This window comes from Micromonospora sp. NPDC047527, from assembly GCF_040643015.1.
Taxonomy (GTDB): domain Bacteria; phylum Actinomycetota; class Actinomycetes; order Mycobacteriales; family Micromonosporaceae; genus Micromonospora.
Genome location: NZ_JBEYTK010000009.1, coordinates 38628 through 57207 on the forward strand (window position 1 = coordinate 38628; position 18580 = coordinate 57207).

At 69.5% G+C, this 18580-nt stretch carries 20 protein-coding genes, 2 tRNA genes and 3 pseudogenes; 14 read left to right on the plus strand and 11 right to left on the minus strand.

Annotated features, from left to right (window positions below; all coding sequences use genetic code 11):
• Nucleotides 1-245 precede the first annotated feature (245 nt).
• Nucleotides 246-827: an ATP-binding protein gene (locus tag ABZ808_RS26930; protein WP_357011677.1), complete on the plus strand. Its 582-nt coding sequence runs from the start codon at nt 246-248 to the stop codon at nt 825-827.
• Between the two features lie 270 nt (nt 828-1097).
• Nucleotides 1098-2105 (plus strand): sugar phosphate isomerase/epimerase family protein, encoded by a 1008-nt coding sequence (locus tag ABZ808_RS26935; protein ID WP_357011679.1) that lies wholly within the window; start codon nt 1098-1100, stop codon nt 2103-2105.
• A 102-nt stretch (nt 2106-2207) separates the two neighbouring features.
• On the opposite strand, the gene ABZ808_RS26940 is transcribed toward ABZ808_RS26935, so the two are convergent.
• Nucleotides 2208-2627, minus strand: coding sequence for a hypothetical protein (locus tag ABZ808_RS26940; protein WP_357011681.1), 420 nt, complete (start codon nt 2625-2627; stop codon nt 2208-2210).
• A gap of 293 nt (nt 2628-2920) precedes the next feature.
• On the opposite strand from ABZ808_RS26940, the gene ABZ808_RS26945 reads away from it, so the two are divergent.
• From ABZ808_RS26945 to ABZ808_RS26970, 6 genes are all read left to right on the plus strand, one after another.
• Nucleotides 2921-2993 (plus strand) — tRNA-Asn (locus ABZ808_RS26945).
• A gap of 175 nt (nt 2994-3168) precedes the next feature.
• Entirely contained in the window at nt 3169-5292 is a 2124-nt protein-coding gene (locus ABZ808_RS26950; protein ID WP_357011683.1) for an MMPL family transporter, read from the plus strand.
• Nucleotides 5282-6520, plus strand: coding sequence for an FAD-dependent oxidoreductase (locus tag ABZ808_RS26955; RefSeq protein ID WP_357011685.1), 1239 nt, complete (start codon nt 5282-5284; stop codon nt 6518-6520). Before ABZ808_RS26950 ends, ABZ808_RS26955 begins: the two co-directional genes overlap by 11 nt.
• 66 nt (nt 6521-6586) lie before the next feature.
• A complete protein-coding gene (locus ABZ808_RS26960; RefSeq protein ID WP_357011687.1) occupies nt 6587-7534 on the plus strand; it encodes a hypothetical protein in 948 nt (315 codons plus the stop codon).
• Nucleotides 7531-9216, plus strand: coding sequence for an insulinase family protein (locus tag ABZ808_RS26965; protein ID WP_357011689.1), 1686 nt, complete (start codon nt 7531-7533; stop codon nt 9214-9216). The genes ABZ808_RS26960 and ABZ808_RS26965 overlap by 4 nt, the downstream gene beginning before the upstream one ends.
• A 63-nt stretch (nt 9217-9279) precedes the next feature.
• Nucleotides 9280-9353: transfer RNA gene (locus tag ABZ808_RS26970), tRNA-Ile, on the plus strand.
• An 87-nt stretch (nt 9354-9440) separates the two neighbouring features.
• On the opposite strand, the gene ABZ808_RS26975 is transcribed toward ABZ808_RS26970, so the two are convergent.
• On the minus strand, nt 9441-9761 hold the full coding sequence (locus ABZ808_RS26975) for a tyrosine-type recombinase/integrase (RefSeq protein WP_357011691.1): 321 nt from the start codon (nt 9759-9761) through the stop codon (nt 9441-9443).
• A 52-nt stretch (nt 9762-9813) separates the two neighbouring features.
• Between ABZ808_RS26975 and ABZ808_RS26980 the strand changes: the two genes are divergently transcribed.
• Nucleotides 9814-10008, plus strand: coding sequence for a hypothetical protein (locus tag ABZ808_RS26980; protein ID WP_357011694.1), 195 nt, complete (start codon nt 9814-9816; stop codon nt 10006-10008).
• Nucleotides 10009-10169: 161 nt separating this feature from the next.
• Here the strand turns inward: ABZ808_RS26980 and ABZ808_RS26985 are convergent, their stop codons facing one another.
• From ABZ808_RS26985 to ABZ808_RS27000, 4 genes are all read right to left on the minus strand, one after another.
• Nucleotides 10170-10682, minus strand: a complete 513-nt coding sequence (locus ABZ808_RS26985) for an FxLYD domain-containing protein (RefSeq protein ID WP_357011696.1) — start codon at nt 10680-10682, stop codon at nt 10170-10172.
• A gap of 243 nt (nt 10683-10925) precedes the next feature.
• Nucleotides 10926-11351: a hypothetical protein gene (locus ABZ808_RS26990; RefSeq protein ID WP_357011698.1), complete on the minus strand. Its 426-nt coding sequence runs from the start codon at nt 11349-11351 to the stop codon at nt 10926-10928.
• A gap of 86 nt (nt 11352-11437) precedes the next feature.
• Nucleotides 11438-11716, minus strand: coding sequence for a hypothetical protein (locus ABZ808_RS26995; RefSeq protein ID WP_357011700.1), 279 nt, complete (start codon nt 11714-11716; stop codon nt 11438-11440).
• Entirely contained in the window at nt 11713-12027 is a 315-nt protein-coding gene (locus tag ABZ808_RS27000; protein ID WP_357011702.1) for a hypothetical protein, read from the minus strand. The genes ABZ808_RS26995 and ABZ808_RS27000 overlap by 4 nt, the downstream gene beginning before the upstream one ends.
• Before the next feature lie 232 nt (nt 12028-12259).
• Here ABZ808_RS27000 and ABZ808_RS27005 point away from each other — a divergent pair, with 232 nt between their 5' ends.
• Both ABZ808_RS27005 and ABZ808_RS27010 read left to right on the plus strand, forming a co-directional pair.
• The gene (locus ABZ808_RS27005; protein WP_357011704.1) at nt 12260-13009 is read left to right on the plus strand and encodes a GntR family transcriptional regulator; all 750 of its coding nucleotides are present in this window, start codon (nt 12260-12262) and stop codon (nt 13007-13009) included.
• 291 nt (nt 13010-13300) lie between these two features.
• Nucleotides 13301-13809 (plus strand): annotated as a pseudogene (locus ABZ808_RS27010) (tyrosine-type recombinase/integrase); the annotation flags it as partial.
• A gap of 100 nt (nt 13810-13909) precedes the next feature.
• Here the strand turns inward: ABZ808_RS27010 and ABZ808_RS27015 are convergent.
• The 3 genes and pseudogenes from ABZ808_RS27015 to ABZ808_RS27025 form a co-directional block, all read right to left on the minus strand.
• Nucleotides 13910-14068, minus strand: a complete 159-nt coding sequence (locus tag ABZ808_RS27015) for a hypothetical protein (RefSeq protein ID WP_357011706.1) — start codon at nt 14066-14068, stop codon at nt 13910-13912.
• Between the two features lie 272 nt (nt 14069-14340).
• Nucleotides 14341-14565 (minus strand): annotated as a pseudogene (locus tag ABZ808_RS27020) (IS5/IS1182 family transposase); the annotation flags it as partial.
• Between the two features lie 164 nt (nt 14566-14729).
• Nucleotides 14730-15134 (minus strand): hypothetical protein, encoded by a 405-nt coding sequence (locus tag ABZ808_RS27025; RefSeq protein ID WP_357011708.1) that lies wholly within the window; start codon nt 15132-15134, stop codon nt 14730-14732.
• A 515-nt stretch (nt 15135-15649) separates the two neighbouring features.
• Here ABZ808_RS27025 and ABZ808_RS27030 point away from each other — a divergent pair.
• The 3 genes and pseudogenes from ABZ808_RS27030 to ABZ808_RS27040 all read left to right on the plus strand — a co-directional run.
• Nucleotides 15650-16127, plus strand: a pseudogene (locus ABZ808_RS27030) (transposase family protein); the annotation flags it as partial.
• A 69-nt stretch (nt 16128-16196) separates the two neighbouring features.
• Complete coding sequence (locus tag ABZ808_RS27035) at nt 16197-16652, plus strand: MarR family transcriptional regulator (RefSeq protein WP_357011710.1); 456 nt, start codon at nt 16197-16199, stop codon at nt 16650-16652.
• A complete protein-coding gene (locus ABZ808_RS27040; RefSeq protein ID WP_357011712.1) occupies nt 16649-17020 on the plus strand; it encodes a hypothetical protein in 372 nt (123 codons plus the stop codon). The genes ABZ808_RS27035 and ABZ808_RS27040 overlap by 4 nt, the downstream gene beginning before the upstream one ends.
• Before the next feature lie 196 nt (nt 17021-17216).
• Here ABZ808_RS27040 and ABZ808_RS27045 read toward each other — a convergent pair whose 3' ends face one another.
• Nucleotides 17217-17639, minus strand: a complete 423-nt coding sequence (locus ABZ808_RS27045) for a hypothetical protein (protein ID WP_357011714.1) — start codon at nt 17637-17639, stop codon at nt 17217-17219.
• The gene (locus tag ABZ808_RS27050) at nt 17636-18514 is read right to left on the minus strand and encodes a hypothetical protein (protein ID WP_357011716.1); all 879 of its coding nucleotides are present in this window, start codon (nt 18512-18514) and stop codon (nt 17636-17638) included. The genes ABZ808_RS27045 and ABZ808_RS27050 overlap by 4 nt, the downstream gene beginning before the upstream one ends.
• Nucleotides 18515-18580: the final 66 nt, after the last annotated feature.

Sequence of the window (18580 nt, forward strand, 5' to 3'; positions counted from 1 at the left end):
GGAGGGGCCGTCGGCCACGGGCGACGGCCCCTCCTGCTCGTGCCCCGCCCTGGCAGGCGTCGCGGTATTCCGTGGGTCGCGCTACGTCTTCCCCCACCCGCGTGCCTCCTGACCGAGACGGTGCGACGACCACCTGGAATTAGCCGATATACCTGTGAGTCATATCTATGACTCACAGGTATATCCCTCGCAACCATCCCCGCCGGGGCGCCGGGCTCACAGTTGGCTGCCGTACCTTGACCGGCATGGGGCGTTTCGCGCGGTGGCGCCGGACGGTGCGGGCGCAGGGGCACCGGCTGCGCGGAGCGCTGCGCCCGGGCGACAAGCCCGACCCGTTGACTGAGCCCTCCGAGCTGACTGAGCCCTCCGAGCTGACGGGGTCTGACGAGTTGGCTGGGCCGGCGCCGAGCCTGAACCGCCTCGACGCGTTGGTGGAGGGCTTCGCCGCCGGCCAGCCGGTGCGTTGGAGCCTGGCCGGGCCGCCCCGGCCGTTGTCCGGGGCGGTCGACGCGGCGGCGTACCGGATCATCGAGGAGTCGCTGACCAACGCGCGCCGGCACGCGCCGGGCGCGCGGGTCGCGGTCCGCCTGCGCTACGACGTCGAGGGCATCACCATCGAGGTACGCGACGAGGGCGCCGAGCCAGAGCAACCCGCACCTGTGGGGGAGACCGGGCCTGTGGGGGAGACCGGGCCTGCCGGACGTGGCCTGCTCGCCGTACGCCGGCGTGCCGAGCGGGTCGGCGGCACCTTCTCCGCTGGCCCGCGCCCGGACGGTGGCTTCGCCGTTCGGGTGTTCCTGCCCGCGCCCGAAGAGTTGGCCGAGTGATCTGACCCCGATTGTCACCACAGGGGGTGCGATCGGCGCTCTGCCGATGGTCCCGGCCGACAGTGGGGCTTCCGCGATGGGTGCGGCGGAAATAGGCTGTAGGCGGCGACCGTGACGGTGGCCGGTGACCCGGTGGGAGGCGCAACCCGCCGGGCTCAGGTGCGCTCGGCACCCACCGGCGTTCCGCCTCGGTGCCGCGTACCGGTCTGACCGGTCACCCTCGCCTCGGTCCGCACGACGGAATCCCCATCACAACAGGGGAGAAGGACAATGGCGCGACCCATCACGCTCTTCACCGGCCAGTGGGCCGACCTTCCGTTCGAGGAGGTCTGCCGGCTCGCCTCCGAGTGGGGCTACGACGGTCTGGAGATCGCCTGCTGGGGCGACCACTTCGAGGTCGACAAGGCGCTCGCCGACGACTCGTACGTCGATCGCAAGCGGGAGACGCTCGCGAAGCACAACCTTCAGGTCTTCACGATCTCCAACCACCTGGTCGGTCAGGCGGTCTGTGACCACCCGATCGACGAGCGGCACCAGGACATCCTGCCCGGCCGGATCTGGGGCGACGGTGAGCCGGAGGGGGTCCGCCAGCGGGCCGCCGAGGAGATCAAGGACACCGCGCGGGCGGCGGCGAAGCTCGGCGTCAAGACGGTCGTCGGCTTCACCGGGTCGTCGATCTGGCACACCCTGGCGATGTTCCCGCCGGTGCCGCCGTCGATGATCGAGCGCGGCTATCAGGACTTCGCCGACCGGTGGAACCCGATCCTCGACGTGTTCGACGAGGTCGGGGTGCGGTTCGCGCACGAGGTGCACCCCAGCGAGATCGCGTACGACTACTGGACGACGAAGCGGACGTTGGAGGCGATCGGCAACCGGCCCGCGTTCGGGCTGAACTGGGACCCGTCGCACTTCGTCTGGCAGGAGCTGGACCCGGTGAACTTCATCTTCGACTTCGCCGACCGGATCTACCACGTCGACTGCAAGGACGCGAAGGTGCGTACCGGCGATGGTCGGCGCGGCCGGCTCGCCTCCCACCTGCCCTGGGCGGATCTGCGCCGTGGCTGGGACTTCGTCTCCACCGGGCACGGCGACGTGCCCTGGGAGGACTGCTTCCGGGCGTTGAACGCGATCGGCTACACCGGCCCGATCTCCGTCGAGTGGGAGGACGCCGGGATGGACCGCCTGGTGGGTGCTCCGGAGGCGTTGCAGTTCGTCCGCCGGCTCGCCTTCGACGCACCGAGCGCGGCCTTCGACGCGGCGTTCAGCAGCAAGGACTGACCGGCGGGAAGGGCTGATCCGCGCCGACGCGCGGTCAGCCGTACCCCGGACAGACCACGGGCCGGTCGCCCTGCGGCGACCGGCCCGTCGACGTGCTGATGGTCAGAGCGTGCTGCCGTTGGTGCCCGAGCCGGACGGCTTGGAGCGGGGGGTCGTGGCCGACGGCGACCCGGAGGTCGTGCCGACCGTGCTGCTGGTGCCCGACGAGCCGGAGCCCGCCTTGGCGCCCACCGTGGCGGGCGTGCCGGCGAACGCGTCGTCGGCGGCGGTCAGCCCCTGGCTGCCGTTGCCGTTGCCGGTGCCCAGCTTCTCGCCCAGCTTGGTCTGGCCGAGCTTGTCCTTGCCCTCGCTGTAGAGCTTGTTGGCCTGAGCCTGCGCCACCCCGGCCGCCTCCTGGACGGTCGGGTGGTCGAGCACCTTGCGGCCCCGGACCACGAGCTCTTCGTACTTCTCCCGGCCGGCACGGGCGCCCAGGACGAATCCCGCAGCCAGCCCGCCAAGAAACATGATCTTTCCGCGCATGGCGGCTCCTTCCGTACCTGACGCGCCGTCGCCCCGGCGGGTTGCCCTGTCGGGAGCGACCAGTTCGCGCCTGCGTCCTCTGTCCGCAGCTAACTACCCATCCTGCTCCCCGCTCACGCATACTTGTGTCGGGATGGCGATTTGCCCTGATTGTGAAAGAGCCGTGTCGCGTGACCTGCCGGATCTGATCATGGCGAGCGCGGGTGCAACCCACTGGACCATCACCGGGGGATGTCCTGTACTCTTGTCCCGTCGCACGGCACCGGCGAGATCCGGGTCCGGGCGGTGCACGATCCCCTGTAGCTCAATTGGCAGAGCAGCCGGCTGTTAACCGGCAGGTTATTGGTTCGAGTCCAATCGGGGGAGCTTCGCTTCACCCAACGCCCGTCGGCCCGGTGCCGACGGGCGTTTCTGCGTCCGTCGAAGGTCCGGTATGGGTGGTTTGCCCCTCCCCGGGCATGCTTGGCCGGCAGGATGGTCGATGTCGACCCAGGCTTCTCGCTGCGTCGATTGACGCGTCGAATTCTTGGGATGGGTGCGGATGTCCGGACGAGGAGGCTTCGGCCGGGCCACGCTGATCGCGGTGGCCGTCGTGCTGGCCTGGCTGGTGGTCGGTGGCGTGGCCGGGCCGTACGCCGGGCGATTGAGCGAGGTCTCCACCAACGACAACGCCGCCTTCCTGCCCACCGACGCCGAGGCGACCCGCGCCCAGGACCTCGCGGCCGGCTTCGTCGACCGCGAGACCGTCCCGGCGCTTGTCGTCTACGAGCGAACCTCGGGCATCACCGACGCGGACCGGCAGCGGGTGAGCGCCGACGTCGCCCGGTTCGCCCAGGTGCCCGGCGTGGTCAGCCCGTTGCCCCCGCCGATCCCCAGCGAGGATGGGCAGGCACTCCAGGTCGTCGTGCCGGTGGACGACGCCGAGGGCGAGGAGATCGGCACGGTCGTCGAGCGGTTACGCGACATCGCCGGCGGCGACCGGGACGGGCTCAGCGTGGACGTCGCCGGCCCGGCCGGGCTGCTCGCCGACCTGATCGAGGTCTTCTCCGCCATCGACGGGCCACTGCTGCTGGTCACCCTCGTGGTGGTGCTGATCATCCTGCTGGTCGTCTACCGCAGCCCGGTGCTCTGGATCTTTCCGCTGCTGGCCGCCGGCATGTCGTACGCCCTCGCCTCGGTCTTCGTCTACCTGCTCGCCGACGCCGACATCGTCAAGCTCAACGGGCAGGCGCAGGGCATCCTCACCGTGCTGGTCTTCGGCGCCGGCACCGACTACGCGCTGCTGCTGATCGCCCGCTACCGCGAGGAGCTGCACCGCCACGACAGCCCCTGGGACGCCATGCGGGCGGCGTGGAAGGGTGCCGCCCCGGCCATCATCGCCTCCGGCGGCACGGTCATCGTCAGCCTGCTCTGCCTGCTGCTGTCCAGCCTCAACTCCAACCGTGCACTCGGCCCGGTCGCCGCCATCGGCATCGCCGCCACCCTGCTGGTGATGCTCACTTTCCTGCCCGCGCTGCTGGTGCTCGGCGGCCGTTGGGCGTTCTGGCCCCGCCGGCCAGAGGAGGACCAGGCCGATCCGCGCGCCGAGCACGGCATCTGGAGCCGCATCGCCGGCTTCGTGGCCCGGCACGCCCGACCGATCTGGCTGAGCACCGCCGTCGTGCTGGCCCTCCTCACGCTCGGCCTCACACAGCTCGGCGCCACCACCCTCGGCCAGTCCGACCTGTTCACCCAGCGCACCGACTCAGTGGACGGCCAGGGGGTCATCTCCCGGCACTACCCGGCCGGCACCGGCAGCCCGGCCACCATCTTCACCACCGAGCAGACCGCCCAGCGGGTGGCCCAGGTGGCGCAGAGTGTGCCGGGCGTCGCGGCGGTCCGCCCCCTCACCAGTGGCCCGCAGACCGGCATGCCCAACCCGAACGCGACACCGAAGGTCGTCGACGGGCGGGTGCAGTTGGAGGCGACGCTGGCCGACGAGCCGGACAGCGACGGCGCCGAGCGGACCATCCGCGACCTGCGGGTGGCCGTACACCAGGTGCCCGACGCGGACGCGGTGGTCGGCGGCTTCACCGCGATCAACGTGGACACCTCGGACGCCGCCAAACGCGACCAGAGCGTCATCATCCCCGTGGTGCTGGTGGTCATCGCGGTCATCCTGGCCCTGCTGCTCCGCGCCCTGCTCGCCCCGCTGCTGCTGATCGCCACCGTCCTGCTCAGCTTCGGGGCGACCCTCGGCCTCTGCGCGCTGCTGTTCCGCCACGTCTTCGACTTTCCCGGCGTCGACTCGTCGTTCCCGCTGTTCGCGTTCGTCTTCCTGGTCGCCCTCGGCATCGACTACAACATCTTCCTGATGAGCCGGGTCCGCGAGGAGTCGGTCAAGCGCGGCACCCGGGCCGGTGTGCTCGCCGGTCTCGCCGTCACCGGCGGTGTGATCACCTCCGCCGGCATCGTGCTCGCCGCGACGTTCTCCGCCCTGGCCGTCCTGCCACTGGTGGTGCTGGTCGAGTTGGGCACCGCGGTCGCGGTCGGCGTACTCATCGACACGATCGTGGTCCGGTCGCTGCTGGTGCCCGCGCTCGCGTACGACATCGGGCCGAAAGTCTGGTGGCCGGGCCGGTTGTCCCGGGCGAACGGTGAGCGGGAGGCGCGCGATGCTGGCTGAGACCGATGTGGTCATCGTCGGCGGCGGCCTGGCCGGCCTCGCCGCCGCCCGCCGACTGCACCGTGCCGGCGTGCCCTGGCGGCTGCTGGAGGCCGGGAGCCGGCTCGGCGGCCGGGTCGCCACCGACCTCGTCGACGGATACCTGATCGACCGGGGTTTCCAGGTGCTCAACACCGCCTACCCCCGGCTCGGCACGCTGCTCGACACCGAGCGGCTGAACCTCGGCTACTTCACCTCCGGGGTGCTGGTGCGCAAGGGCGACGACCTGCTGCGGCTGGTCAACCCGGTGCGGGAACCGACCGGCGGGCCACGCACCGCGCTGGCCGGCGTCGGCTCGCTGGTCGACCGGCTGCGCTTCGCCGCGCTCGCCACCGGCTGCGCCACGCTGCCCGTGGCCCGGCTGCTCACCGCGCCCGAGACCAGCGCCGAGACGGCCCTGCGCCGGGCCGGCCTCTCCGACGCCATCATCGAGGAGCTGCTACGGCCGTTCCTGTCCGGTGTGTTCATCGAGCGGGAGCTGGCGACGTCCAGCCACGTGCTGGCGATGGTGCTGCGCTCGTTCGCCCGCGGCCGGATCGGCCTGCCCGCCGAGGGGATGGCCGCGCTGCCCCGGGCCGTCGCCGACCCGCTGCCCGCCGACCTGCTCGACCTGGACACCCCGGTCGCGCAGGTCGCGCCCCGCCTGGTCCGCACACAGGCCGGCGAGATCCGCTGCCGGGCCGTCGTGGTCGCCGTCGACCCGCCCGCCGCGGCCGCGCTGCTGCCGGCCCTGGCGAGGGTACGCATGCACAGCTACACCACGTACTACCACAGCACGCCCGAGCCGCCGCTGGCCGAACCGATCCTGCTCGTCGACGGCGACCGACGGGAGATCGTCGCCAACACGGTGGTGCTCAGCAACGCGGCCCCGACGTACGCGCCGGACGGCCGGCACCTGGTGGCCACCTCGGTCGTCGGCCCGACGGCCCCGCCCGAGCCGACCGTACGGGCCGAGCTGACCCGGCTGTACGGCCGATCCACCGCCGACTGGACCCACCTCACCACCGTGGCCGTCCCGGACGCGCTGCCCGCCGCGCCGCCACCGCAGGGGCGGCTGCGTAAACCGGTCGCGCTGGGGGAGGGGCTGTTCGTGGCCGGCGACCACCGCGACAGCCCGTCCATCCAGGGTGCGCTCGCCAGCGGATGGCGCGCCGCCGGGGCTGTTCTGGAGGAGTTGCGCGCGGCGTAGCCCGGCGCTGGAGGACCAGAAAAAGCGGGACATCGCCGCCGTAGTTGATCACCTATGCTTCCCGCCATGCCCGCACCTCTCCCGGCTCCGAACTTCGATGCCGGTGCCGCGTACCCCGAGGTAAACGACCTGCGTAAGGCGCTCCGCGCCGCCGATTGGCCCGCCGTTCGCGCGTTCGTCGCCGACCGGGATCCGGACGCCCGAACGATGCTGGTCGGGGCCGTCGCGGACTGGGCGGGGATCGAGGCGTTCCTCCAGCGGGCGTACGACGACAACCCCGAGGATCCGCACGCCGGCACCCTGCTCGGCGCGTATCTGATCCGGGCCGGCTGGCGGATCCGCAGCTCCTACCGGGCCGAGCACGTCAGCCGCGAACAGTTCGCCAAGTTCCACGACCACCTGCGTCGCTCCGAGCGGGTGCTCATCGACGTCACCGCCCGACACCCGGACGACGCGACCGCCTGGACCCACCGGATCACCAACAACCGCGGCCTCCAACTGGGACAGGCCGAAGCGCGTCGCCGCTACGACCGCCTCGCCCAGCACCACCCCCACCACGTTCCCGCCCAGTCGAGCCTGCTCCAACAGTTCTGCCCGAAGTGGAGCGGAGACTGGGACCGCGCTTTCGGCTTCGCCCGGGAGTGCGCCGAGGCCGCGCCGCCCGGCGCACCGAACGCCGTCCTCATCGCCGAGGCGCACCTCGAACGCTGGCTGGAGTTCGACACCGACCGGGAGCGCATCACGTACCTGCGCAGCAGCGCGGTGGTGGACGAGATCATGCGGGCCGGCCAGCGGTCCGTGCTGCACCCCGACTTCGTCGACCGGCCCGGCTGGGTCTCGGTCCGCTCGGCGTTCGCGCTGATATTCAGCCTCACCGAGCAGTGGGGTCCCGCCGCCAGCCAGTTCACCGCCCTCGGCGGTCTGGGCACCGACTACCCCTGGGACTACGTCGACGGGCCCCCCGGCTTCACGAAGTACCGCGCCAAGGCGTACGCGAAGGGTGGACAGTCGTGATCCAGCACCTGGACGTGGACGGAGTGCCCACGCTGCTCGCCGCCACCGGCGGGCCCATGCACGCCGGGCTCACCTTCCGGGTCGGCACCGCCGACGAGACGCTCAGCCGGTCCGGCATCACCCACCTGATCGAGCACCTCGCGCTCGCGCCACTCGGCCTGGCCGACTACCACGTCAACGGCGCGACCGCCCAGGCGTTCACCACGTTCCACACCCAGGGCTCCGAGACGGACATCGCGGCCTTCCTCACCGCCGTCTCCGGGCACCTGCGGGAACTGCCGGTGGCGAGACTCGACGTCGAGAAGGAGATCCTGCGAACCGAGTGGAGCAGTCGGGGCGCCGCCGCGGTCGACGACATCCCGCTGTGGCGCCACGGTGCCCGGGACTACGGGCTGACCAGCTACCCGGAGTGGGGCCTCGGCGCGCTCACCGCCGACGACCTGCGCGAGTGGGCCGCCCGCTGGTTCACCCGGGAGAACGCCGTGCTCTGGATCGCCGGTGACCGGGTGCCCGCCGGACTGCGGCTGCCCCTGCCCACCGGGACCCGCCAGCCCGTGCCGGTTGCCTCGTCGGCGCTGCCGCAGATGCCCGCGTACTTCGTCAACGGCTCCCGGGCCGTCGTGCTCGACTCGGTGGTGCGACGCCGCGTCGCCGCCACCGTCTTCGCCGGTGTGCTGGAGCGGGAGATGTACCGCTCCCTACGCCAGGACACCGGCCTGTCCTACACCACCACCACGGGGTACGAGCCGCGCGGCGACGGGTACGCCACGCTGCGGGCACTCGCCGACGCGCTGCCGGAGAAGCAGGACGCCGTGCTGGGCGGGTTCATCGACGTACTGGCAAAAATGCGGGTCGGGCGCATCGAACAGGCGGACCTGGACGCCACCATCGCCAAGCGGGAAGACTTCCTCGGCATCGCCGAGGTGGACGCGGCGCGGCTGTCGTCGTACGCGCTCAACGTCCTCACCGGGGAGCCGAACCTCAGCGTCGACGAGCACCGGGCCGAACTGAAGGCCGTCGACCTCGACGACCTGCACGAGGTGACCGAGGAGGTGATGGCGTCGGCGCTGCTCATGGTGCCCGGCGGTCTCAGCGCCGACTGGGCCGGCTTCGTCGCGGCGCCCACCCGCTCGACCGAGATCCTCCAGGGCACCACGTACCAGTCGAAGGAAGGCAACGCCGCGCTCCGGGTCGGCGTCGACGGAGTGACCCTCCTGCAGAGCGACAACCCGCTGACCGTCCGGTACGACGACTGCTCCGCCATGCTGGTCTGGCCAGACGGCGCGCGGCAGCTCATCGGCTCGGACGCCATCGTGCTGCACATCGAACCCACCCTGTTCGACCTGCACCCGGCTGTGCTCCCGGCCATCGACGCCAAAGTGCCGGACGACCGGCAGGTCGCCATGCCGACCCGCGCGCCAGACGCGATCCCACAACCTGCTGCCGTACGACAGCCCGCACAACCCGCCACCAGCACGTGGTGGGAGATCCCGGCGTTGGTGCTCAGCGGGATGGGCATCGCGTTGGTGGGCGGGCTGAGCGTGCTGCTGACCCTCGCCATGCTTCTCACCGAGACCGAGCCCGGCGAGGAACAGCTCTGGGGCGCCGTCGTGGCGCTCTGGCTGCTCACTGTTATTCTCGCGTTGCCCATCGTGAAGCTGTGGCGACGGCGGCGTCGATGAGGTGGGGCCGGATCGCTGCTGGCCCGTGATCCACCGGGCGGGATAAGATCCGGCGCGGTGTCAGGGGCGGTAGCTCAGCCGGTTAGAGCAGGGGACTCATAATCCCTCGGTCGCGGGTTCGAGTCCCGCCCGCCCCACCCGAGATAAACATGCGGCCCCACCTGCGGAAACACTCGCGGGTGGGGCCTCGTTCTCGTTGCTCGATCAAAGATCGAGGGTGTACTTCAGGGTGTACTCGGCCTCCGGAGCAGCGCCGCACCCATACGGTTCGTAGCCTTCTTCGCCAACTCCGACGCCACGTGCACGTAGCCGCGGGTCACCTGAATCGCCGAGTGTCGCAGCACCTCCTGCACCACCTCGATCGGCACGCCCTGAGCGATCATCAGCGACGCCGCGGTGTGCCGGGCATCGTGCACCCGGACAGTCGACACCCCGGCGGCCTTGCACAGGGCCTTCCACTCTGCCCAGTCCCGCGCCGGGTCGATAGGTGAGCCGTCGAGGTCGGCGAACACCAGGTCGTGCGCGGCGTACGCGCCCTCGGCCATGACCTTGTACGTACTCCTGCACCACCCATCGACCGTACCCAGGGAGGTACACATGTTCGAGTCCCGCTCCGCGCCGGCGTCGTCCCGGCCGATCGAGTCCAAGGTGAAGGCGGCGACGGTCGGCGCCGGCGGTAGCGCCGCGATCATCACTCCGGCCGTGCTGTGGGTCGTCGACGAGTTGTGGTTCAACGGCCGGCCGCGCCGGACGTGCCGCTGCCGCTCGTCGGCCTCGTTGGCCTGGTCGTGACGGGCGTGTGCGCTTTCGTCGCCGGCTACTGGGCGAAGCACACCAACCGGCCGGACCTGCGCCAGGCCTGACTATCTCGGCTACACAACTGCGGCCCCCCTCCTCCGCGTGGGGGGCCGCAGTTGTGCTGTCCAGGGACGGCGGATCGCTGCGTCGTCCGGTCAGGACACCCCGACGACCTTGCACGTGATCGTCGAGGACGTGGCATTCAGGATGGTCGACTCCTCGCCCCGGACGGTGTCGCCGGCGGGCACGCTGCCCACGTAGGCGGTATCGGTGTCGAGGCGGGCGCCGGTCGCGTCCCGGTACTCCAGTTTGAGGGTGACGCGTCGCGCCTGGCTGCCGTTGTTCGTCACCGTATAGCCGACTTTCGCGACCGAGCCGGTGCCGCCGCAGGAGGTGAGCTGGACGTCGATTTGCTTCGCGGCGTTGCTGTCGCTGATGCGGCCGACCAGGACGAGCCCGCCGCAGATCACCCCGAGGATCGCGATCGAGCCGAAGATGATGAGCAGGATCCCGACGGATGATCCCCAGAAGCTCCCCTTCTTCGGGGGCGGGGTGGGCGGTGGGTAGTAGCCGCCGGGAGCGGGCGGGTAGTGCGGCGGGTATTGGTCGGGCGGTCGGTGCTGCGGCTGTTGCGGGTACCCGGGCGGCTGGTTCGCGGGAAGGGTCATGCCGGCACCGTACGTGCCGTGGCCAACGACTCACGTCGTCTGATCGGGCCATCTGGCCTGGACTGTCCAGACCGGTTGGAAACGCCTCCGCACACGAGGTGAGCGGAGGCGTTTCGCTGTGCGGTCGGGTGGCTCATACTGGCCGCATGACTGGTGGCTGGAGATTGAATCCCCCGGAGCCGGTGCTGGCGCTCAGCTGGTGGCAGCGGCTCCGCCTGGCCTGGTCGCGGGTGGCGCGTCAGCTCACCGCTGGGTCGTAAGGCTGCACTGGACCTGCCCGGCCGCGCGCTCGCGGACCCGGTGCTCCCCGTCGGTGATCTCGCACCTGAAGATGTCCGAGCGGTGGCCGGTCACGGTGATGGTGATTTCGATGCGGAGCCCGGACGTGTAGTCCAGGGTTTGCCGGTAGGTGCCGCCGGCGCGCTTGTCGCGGGTGTGGTCGCCCTGGGCCTGGCCGGCCTTCGCGGCGCGTACCCACACGTCGTAGGGCCCGGTGGCCTCGGTGACCTCGATCGTGACGACCCGCTCGGCGCGGGGGTCGACCTGCCGGTCGGCGGCGGGTCGGTCGCTCTTCACGCCGCCCTCGCCCTCGCAGGCGAGCGCCGCGACCAGGGCGATGCCGCACGCGAAGACCTTGACGCCGTGGCGTGTTCGGTGAGGATGGTGCATGGGTCAGACCTCCAGTGTCTGATCAAGGCCCCGGGCTGGCGCTTCCATCGCCGTGTCCGGGGCCGTCCAAATGTGGGGGTGGCGGTTCAGGTGCGCGTGCGCGCCCGGGCCGCCGGCCGGGCCGGCCCGGGGACGGTGGCGCGGGGCGGCGCGATGACGCGTAGGCCGGTGTGCCGGACGTACAGCTCCCGCCGGGCGATCGCGTCGCCGGTCGGGCCGAGGACGTAGCCGGTGATCCAGATCCATCCGGGGTAGGTGGGCCGGTCGTCGACGCTGACGACGCGCACGCGCAGGTGCCGGCCGCCGCTGAACTGCACGCTGCACTCGGGCCCGATGTGCACGACGTCGCCGGGCCGGGGTGTCATCGGATCCAGCCGACGATCCGGTCGTACAGCTCGGCCTTGTCGTCGTCGGGCCGCTCCTGAACGGCGACGTAGTAGAGCGCGCCGACGTGCATCGACAGTCCGACCCGGTCGCGGCGGTACAGCTCGGCCAGGCGCACCTGTGCCGGCGGGCACGGCCAGGAGGTGCCGGGCTCGCAGGTGCGGCACTCCCACTCGGGGCGGCGCGGCACGTGCTCGTCGGCCAGTCGTGCCTCCAGAGCGGCGATCTCCCGGAGTGCCGTCTCGTGCCGGTCGGCCTGGGCCGCCTGCACGGTGGTGGGCTCTTCGCTCATCGACATCCCTTCCGGATGGATGGGGCCGCGGCGGGGCGGGGTGTTGTCGGTGACGCGGCGTCTGAGACTTCCCGCTACCGCCGGCGTTGGTTGCTGACCGGAGCCTGGCGGTAGCGGGGAGCCACCCCCGAAAGCTAGTACACTAGGTTCGGTCGGGCAAGGGTGACGCCGAAACTTGGCACACCAGGTTGTCTGTGATCGACTGGGTGGGCTGACCGGAGGTTGTTCCCATATGGCTAAGACGCCCGCCTATTTGGCGATCGCCGCCGAGCTGCGCGCCCAGATCCAATCGGGTACGCTGCCCGCCGGCGCGAAGCTGCCCAGCGAGACCAAGCTCATGCAGCAGTACGGCGTGAGTCGCACCGTCGCGAAGTGGGCGATCAGCGTCCTGAAGGCCGAGCAACTCGTCGACGGCAGAGCCGGGTCCGGCGTCTACGTCCGGTCGACCCGCCATCTGGTCCGCCAGGCCCACGGCCGCGATCTGCGCGCCGCGCCTGGACCGACGTCGCCGTTCGCCCGGGACGCAGCCCGCGCGGGTCAGCGGGGGACGTGGGAGCACGACAGCCGCCACGACGTGGCCGACGAGCAGATCGCCGTCCGGCTCGGTATCGAGCCCGGTGAGCCGGTCATGCAGACGAGCTACCGGTTCCTGTCCGACGGCGAGCCGATCCAGCTGTCGACGTCGTACGAGCCGCTGAGCATCACCGGCGGCACGCCGGTGGAGTGGCCGGAAGCTGGGGCGGCGGTCGGCGTGGTGGCCCGGATGGACACGATCGGCGTACGTATCGACGAGTTCGTGGAGCGCGTCACCTCGCGGCCGGCGCTGGACGCCGAGGCTGAGGCGCTGGAGCTGCCGGGCCGCCCGGCGGACGTGTACGAGATCGAACGGACGTACTACGCGGACGGGGTGCCGGTCGAGACGGCGACCATCGTGCTGCCGCGCGGGCGGTATGAGCTGGTCTATCGAGTCCCGGTGCTCTGAGGGCTGGCGGTAGTCAGCGGGGTGTGGCCGCCGGGGTGGCCCGCAGTCGGTCCATCTCGCGTGGCCTATCGGTCACGCTGAGCGGCCGTTCGGCGTGGGGCGCTACTCCGATCGTGACGGGTTGACTGTTAACTAAGCAACTTTCATGATCTGCCACATGCGACTGACCGTTGCCTCACCATGGGTCCCACTCATGAGACTCCCACGATGGTAAATACGTGGGGACCTCAAAGCTCTGATTCACCAACGGCGCACTGAGTACGGCTTTCTGATCCTCGGCGTGGTGGCCTATGGTCCGCCGTCGACCTGGACGGGGCCGTACTAACGCTGCGGAGCGCCTTGTACGTGGACGACGCGGGGAAGTTGCGGGAGAAGGACACCAAGACGCACCAGCAGCGGCGCGTCGCCCTGGACGCGGAGACGGTAGAAGTGCTGCGCGACCAGTTGGCGCGCTGTGAGGAACGCGCGTCGGCCCTCGGGTTGTCGCTGCCCGATGGTGGCTATGTGTTCTCGCCGGACCCGGACAGCAGCATGCCCTTGGTGCCGGACACCGCTACCCAGCGATGCAGCCGGATGGCTGCGCGACTCGGCATCGTCACTAACCTCCACGCCCTGCGGCACTACTCCGCCACACAACTGATAGCGGCGGGCGTCGACGTTCGTACAGTCGCCGGCCGGCTCGGTCACGGTGGGGAGGCGCGACGACCCTTCGTGTCTACGCTGCTTGGCTTGCGGAGTCAGATCAGCGCGCAGCCGTGAGCCTAACTGCGCGCATGCCGAAGCGCCCGGATCGAAGCTGAAGGAGCATTCAGTTCCTCGCCGACTCTTCAGGGCTGGGCGCAGACGTCCGCAGATATAGAGAAGTATGATTTTGCGTCATGGGTCGAGGGTTAGGAGAGTCTAGCGTTGGATGGATTCGATATTGCATGACTTACCGACCTTGACTTCGCGGCCGTTTGCAAGGACGTCTTCCAAGGGTCGTTGGCGTTGGATCTTGAGTTGTTTGCGCCCGGCAAGGACGACGGAATAGGCCTGCGCGGATTTGTTGGCGATGGTCAAAGTGTGATCATCCAGTGTAAGCATTGGATCCGCTCATCACGCCAGTCGCTGATTAAATGCATGGAACGGGTTGAAGCACCGAAAGTCGCCAAGCTTGCGCCAGCGCGATATCTGTTTGCAACTTCTGCAGACCTTGCGCCGGAGTCGAAGCGAAAGTTGCGGCTTGCGCTCGCGCCGCATATTCGCTCTGAGCAGGATATCTACGGACTGCGCGAAATCGAAAGCGAGTTGCGAAAGCGACCCCACATTGTTCGTAGGCATCTCAGGCTATGGTACGCGTACCCCGTCGACCTGCTGATCGTGTTGTCGCTGGCGAGTTGCGAGATGCGGGTGCCGTCGATCAGCCAGCGGATCACCAGGACAGCCTGTTTGAAGCAGCCCAACGACCGGGTCCCGGCGCGGGTGCCGAGCCGTTGCCGTTCGGCGTGTAGGAGGCCGGACAGAAACGACACGGCCACCTCGCGTACGGGCAGGATGGCGGCATACGTGACACTCATAGCGACGCAGAACCTCGATGACGGTGATCCCGGGAAGGGCCACCTTCATGCCGGGGCTCTGCGTCTTCTCGTTGCACCGCAACTGATCCGGGCGCGTCCGGACCGCCGATCGAGCCAGCTACTCCGAGTCATTTACCCCTTGCTCGGAAAGGCTCAGCGGAGGATCAGCAGGGGGTCAGCTGCCAAGTCACCTTCGTCACGTTGACCGGTATATACAGGTCGCCCCCGGTCCCGCCGGCAGGAGCGCAGTTCTTGAAGGGGATCGACGAGCCGAAAGTGAAACCGGATATTACGGCATCGCGGCCTGTGCCATTGTAGAAGTTGAATCCCTGGATGCTGCCGGTCCACTCGCTGTTGGTCGTCAGAGACGGCGTCTCCACGGGACCCTGCGGCGGGTGATTCCAGTTGGGCCAGATGCAGAGCATGCCCTGCGGGCAGTTCCCGGACCCCCAGCCTTGTATCGACACTCCGGGTGCTGCCGCCGAGGCGGCGGGGGCGGTGGCCAGCACGCCTGCGACGGACGCGGCGATGGCGATGGCGATGGCGATGGCGATGGATTTCAACTGCACGGTTCACCTGCTCTTAGATAGACGCTTGTAGTTGCGAATTTAAACTACCGGCGGAAAATTGACAGGTCAAGCACCTGAAACGATGTAGTCCGGGCGGGTCACTCGGGAGCTGGCGTCCACCTGAGTCTGATGACGATTGAGGTAGTTTCAGGGTGGTATCTGTCGGATGGCACCACGGCCTGCCAGCATCCGATCACCGCCCACGGTGGAGCCGACCGTGCTCTCACCCGACGGCGCCACTGTGGAAACGACGGCCGACACCGTCCGGGCCGGCCGGCGACCTCGGAGCAGACGCACGGGTCGAGGTCGTGAGGCACGACCTGCGCTCACCCCTGCGGCACCACCAGGACCGGCCGTCGGGAGGGCGGCCCCGCGGCCGATCCTGGTGGCGACATCCACCCGGCGAACGAGGCCGAGGCGGTCGGGCCTCAGGCGGACGGCGACCCGCGACACCGTCACTTACCAGCAACTGACTACGGCCATGACCCGGATCCGTCGGCTGGCCTACGCGACCCCTCGACGGCGCCCTGGTCCCGATCGACCGCGTCGCCGATCAGAAGCCGTACCACTCCGGAAACATAAGCGGCACGGCGTCGACGTGCAGGTCATCGCCGACCCCGCCGGACGCCTGGTCTGGGCCTCACCGGCCCTGCCCGGCGCCGTCCACGACCTGACCGCCGCCCGCACCCACGACATCGTCAACGCACTGACCAGCGCGCAAGTGCTGCGTTCGCCGACCGCGGCTACCAAGGCGCCGGCGGCACTATCCGGACACCCTTCCAACGGCACCGCCGCCGCCAGCGACTCTCACGTCGGGAGAGAGCGGTGGACCGGTCCCACGCCCGCATCCGCGCACTCGGCGAACGCGCCATCGCCACCCTCACGACCTGGCGGCTGCTGAGCAGACTGCGCTGCTGCCCACGCCGCGCCACCGCGATCGTGCAGGCCATCCTGGCCCTGAATCACATCGAGAACCCCGTCCAGGGCAGGTGAAAGCGCTTCCTGAAGCGACAGCCTGGGCCGGTTGACGCCCCACCTCATTTTTGGTAAGACCTTAACATTATGGATGTCGCCGCACTCTCGGCACAACGCCTCGTACTCACGCTTCACCGCGCCACCACGCTCGTCGACCGCGTCGCTGACACGCACCTGCGGAACATGCACGACGTGACCCTTTCGATGTTCGCCGCGCTGGTGACGATCCACGAAATCGGCCCTGCGCGACAGAGCAAGATCGCCCAAGCCCTCGACGTGTCCAGAGCGGCTGTGACGCAGCGCCTGGTCGAGCTCGTCGCGCGCGGGCTCGTCGAGGTCACTCCGGATGCCACCGACCAGCGCGCGAATCGCGTCGCCGTCACGAGAAAGGGTCGGGAACTCCTCGACGCGGCGTGGAAAGGGCTCGCGGAGAGCGACGACGGCATCGAGGACGGTATCGATCTCGAAGCGCTGCAGAGCGCGCTGGACACGCTTGTCGCCAACGCCGCACGCTATCTCGCCGGTCAGGAGGTGACGGCATGAGCGTCGCCGCCATCGTGGCCACCCTCGTACTCGCCGCACTCGCTGTGCTCCAGGTGCTCGTCGCGGCCGGCCGGCCGTACGGGCGGCTGGTATGGGGTGGGCAGCACGAGACACTGCCGCGGCGATTCCGAGTCGGCAGCGCAGTGTCGGTCGTCGTCTACGCCGCCATAGCCTGGGTGCTGCTCGCGCGCGCCGAAATCTTCGGGCCTTCCAGGCCGTTCGTCGGCATCGCGACGTGGGTGCTCTTCGGGTACTTCGCAATCGGGATCGCGCTCAACGCAATCTCGCGAAGCCGCGCCGAACGCCTGGTGATGACGCCAACGTGCGTGGTCTTGGCGGCGTGCTCGCTCACCGTCGCGCTCAGCTGAACCCGAGCCCCTTGACCAGCGGCTAGGAGTTGCGCGCCGCCGGGATGAGTTGGCTACCGAACCGATTGGTGGGGTGTGGGCGAGCGACCATTTCGGGGTGCTCGCGGACCTGCGCCTTCCGCCGCACCCGCCGGGTACCTGGGGAGATTCGCTAGCGGTCCGCGTTCAGTGACAGACTCGGGGCGGCCGGGTGCGCCTAGAGTTCGATCACCCGGCCGCTCTGCAGGAATTCCTGGACGACGAGGGCGGGGCTCTTCAGGTCCTTGAACGGGCTAGTTTTGGCGAGGTCAGTGATCGTGCCGAGGAGGTCGGACACCTGGGCAGCGGCGTCCTCCCGATCTGAGGCCAGAGCTCTGTCCAACTGATCGAAAAGCCGCCGGAAGTTTTCCCGCCGCTCGTCGAAGGTCTTGTCCAGGGCGGTGAGAAGGAAGTCCCGCTGGACCTGGATGATCTCGAGCTGGGTTTCTTTCCACGCGAGGGTCTCCGCGCGCCGGGTCTCCTCCTGCGCCGTTACCGTATGCCACTCCTGGGCCGAGGCCATGACGAGCCGGAAGGCGTCAACGACCATGGCCGGGCTCGGCTTGGGGATCAGCGTGGCGACCTTGCTGGACGCGCTCATGCGTACTTCTCCATGATCTTGATCGAGGCCTCGGTGAGTTCCCCGGACTGGGGGTCGAGGACCGGTGTGTTCAGGATTTCCTTGACCGCGGTGACCAGCTGAAGCGCCCGCAGGAACTTGGCCGCGTGGACTTCCGGGTCGAAATTGACCGCTTCGAGCGCTTCAAGCGTGTGAGTCGCCCGCTCGGTCATGCGGCTGAGCAGGTCGCGGAGTTCATCGATGCGCCGCTCGACGGCGTGGAGCAACTCGTGGGTGAGGAACAGTTGCTTGATCTCGACGTCAACCGTGGCGGCGAAGCCTTCCAGCTTGGTCCTGGTGCGAGCGCCCACGATGCCCACGGTCAGGCCGCCGATGAGGAGACCGGGGACGACCGTCACGGCGCCGAGGACGACGCTTCCGGCCGCCACCCCGCCGCCGCCGGTCGCCAGTGAACCGCCGCCGAGCCAGGCCAGCACCGCGTTCTGGGCGGCAGCGCCGGACAGCGAGGAGATCGCCGTGCCGGTGCTCGCGGACGCGAACGTGGAAACGCCCCACAGCGCCGCAGCCTGGGCCGAGGCGCCGGCGCCGACCGCACCGATCAGGCCGCTGATCCCGGTGGTGACGTCCTCGACGCCGGCCGCGTAGGTCGGAGCGCTCGGGACTTCGATGCGTACGCCGTCGATCCTCTTGAAGTTGATGCGTTTGACCAGGTGCTCGTTCCGTTCGAGCCAGTCGGCCAGGCGGGCGACCGTCTCTTTGTGAACACGAATCTGAAATTCGCCGTACTCGCGACAAACTCGTTGAGTGTTCATCCTGGTCGCCTCACATTCGGCGACCGCAGCCTCGTGGCGCTTCAGGGCGTCGTTCCGGGTGTTGTTTCCCTTGACCAGGTCCACAGCACCTTTCACCCCCGCTCCAACAGCGAGGGCAGTGCCCGCGCCGAGCGGAATCAGCAATTTCCA

What these genes read in the sequence shown, in the direction of transcription:
- ABZ808_RS27000 (WP_357011702.1), bottom strand. Translation starts at nt 12,027, where the DNA reads ATGAGCGAAGAGCCCACCACCGTGCAGGCGGCCCAGGCCGACCGGCAC.
- ABZ808_RS26950 (WP_357011683.1), top strand. Translation starts at nt 3,169, where the DNA reads ATGTCCGGACGAGGAGGCTTCGGCCGGGCCACGCTGATCGCGGTGGCC.
- ABZ808_RS26930 (WP_357011677.1), top strand. Translation starts at nt 246, where the DNA reads ATGGGGCGTTTCGCGCGGTGGCGCCGGACGGTGCGGGCGCAGGGGCAC.
- ABZ808_RS26960 (WP_357011687.1), top strand. Translation starts at nt 6,587, where the DNA reads ATGCCCGCACCTCTCCCGGCTCCGAACTTCGATGCCGGTGCCGCGTAC.
- ABZ808_RS26985 (WP_357011696.1), bottom strand. Translation starts at nt 10,682, where the DNA reads ATGACCCTTCCCGCGAACCAGCCGCCCGGGTACCCGCAACAGCCGCAG.
- ABZ808_RS26990 (WP_357011698.1), bottom strand. Translation starts at nt 11,351, where the DNA reads ATGCACCATCCTCACCGAACACGCCACGGCGTCAAGGTCTTCGCGTGC.
- ABZ808_RS26975 (WP_357011691.1), bottom strand. Translation starts at nt 9,761, where the DNA reads ATGGCCGAGGGCGCGTACGCCGCGCACGACCTGGTGTTCGCCGACCTC.
- ABZ808_RS27040 (WP_357011712.1), top strand. Translation starts at nt 16,649, where the DNA reads ATGAGCGTCGCCGCCATCGTGGCCACCCTCGTACTCGCCGCACTCGCT.
- ABZ808_RS26980 (WP_357011694.1), top strand. Translation starts at nt 9,814, where the DNA reads ATGTTCGAGTCCCGCTCCGCGCCGGCGTCGTCCCGGCCGATCGAGTCC.
- ABZ808_RS26955 (WP_357011685.1), top strand. Translation starts at nt 5,282, where the DNA reads ATGCTGGCTGAGACCGATGTGGTCATCGTCGGCGGCGGCCTGGCCGGC.
- ABZ808_RS26995 (WP_357011700.1), bottom strand. Translation starts at nt 11,716, where the DNA reads ATGACACCCCGGCCCGGCGACGTCGTGCACATCGGGCCCGAGTGCAGC.
- ABZ808_RS26935 (WP_357011679.1), top strand. Translation starts at nt 1,098, where the DNA reads ATGGCGCGACCCATCACGCTCTTCACCGGCCAGTGGGCCGACCTTCCG.
- ABZ808_RS26940 (WP_357011681.1), bottom strand. Translation starts at nt 2,627, where the DNA reads ATGCGCGGAAAGATCATGTTTCTTGGCGGGCTGGCTGCGGGATTCGTC.
- ABZ808_RS27005 (WP_357011704.1), top strand. Translation starts at nt 12,260, where the DNA reads ATGGCTAAGACGCCCGCCTATTTGGCGATCGCCGCCGAGCTGCGCGCC.
- ABZ808_RS27035 (WP_357011710.1), top strand. Translation starts at nt 16,197, where the DNA reads ATGGATGTCGCCGCACTCTCGGCACAACGCCTCGTACTCACGCTTCAC.
- ABZ808_RS27045 (WP_357011714.1), bottom strand. Translation starts at nt 17,639, where the DNA reads ATGAGCGCGTCCAGCAAGGTCGCCACGCTGATCCCCAAGCCGAGCCCG.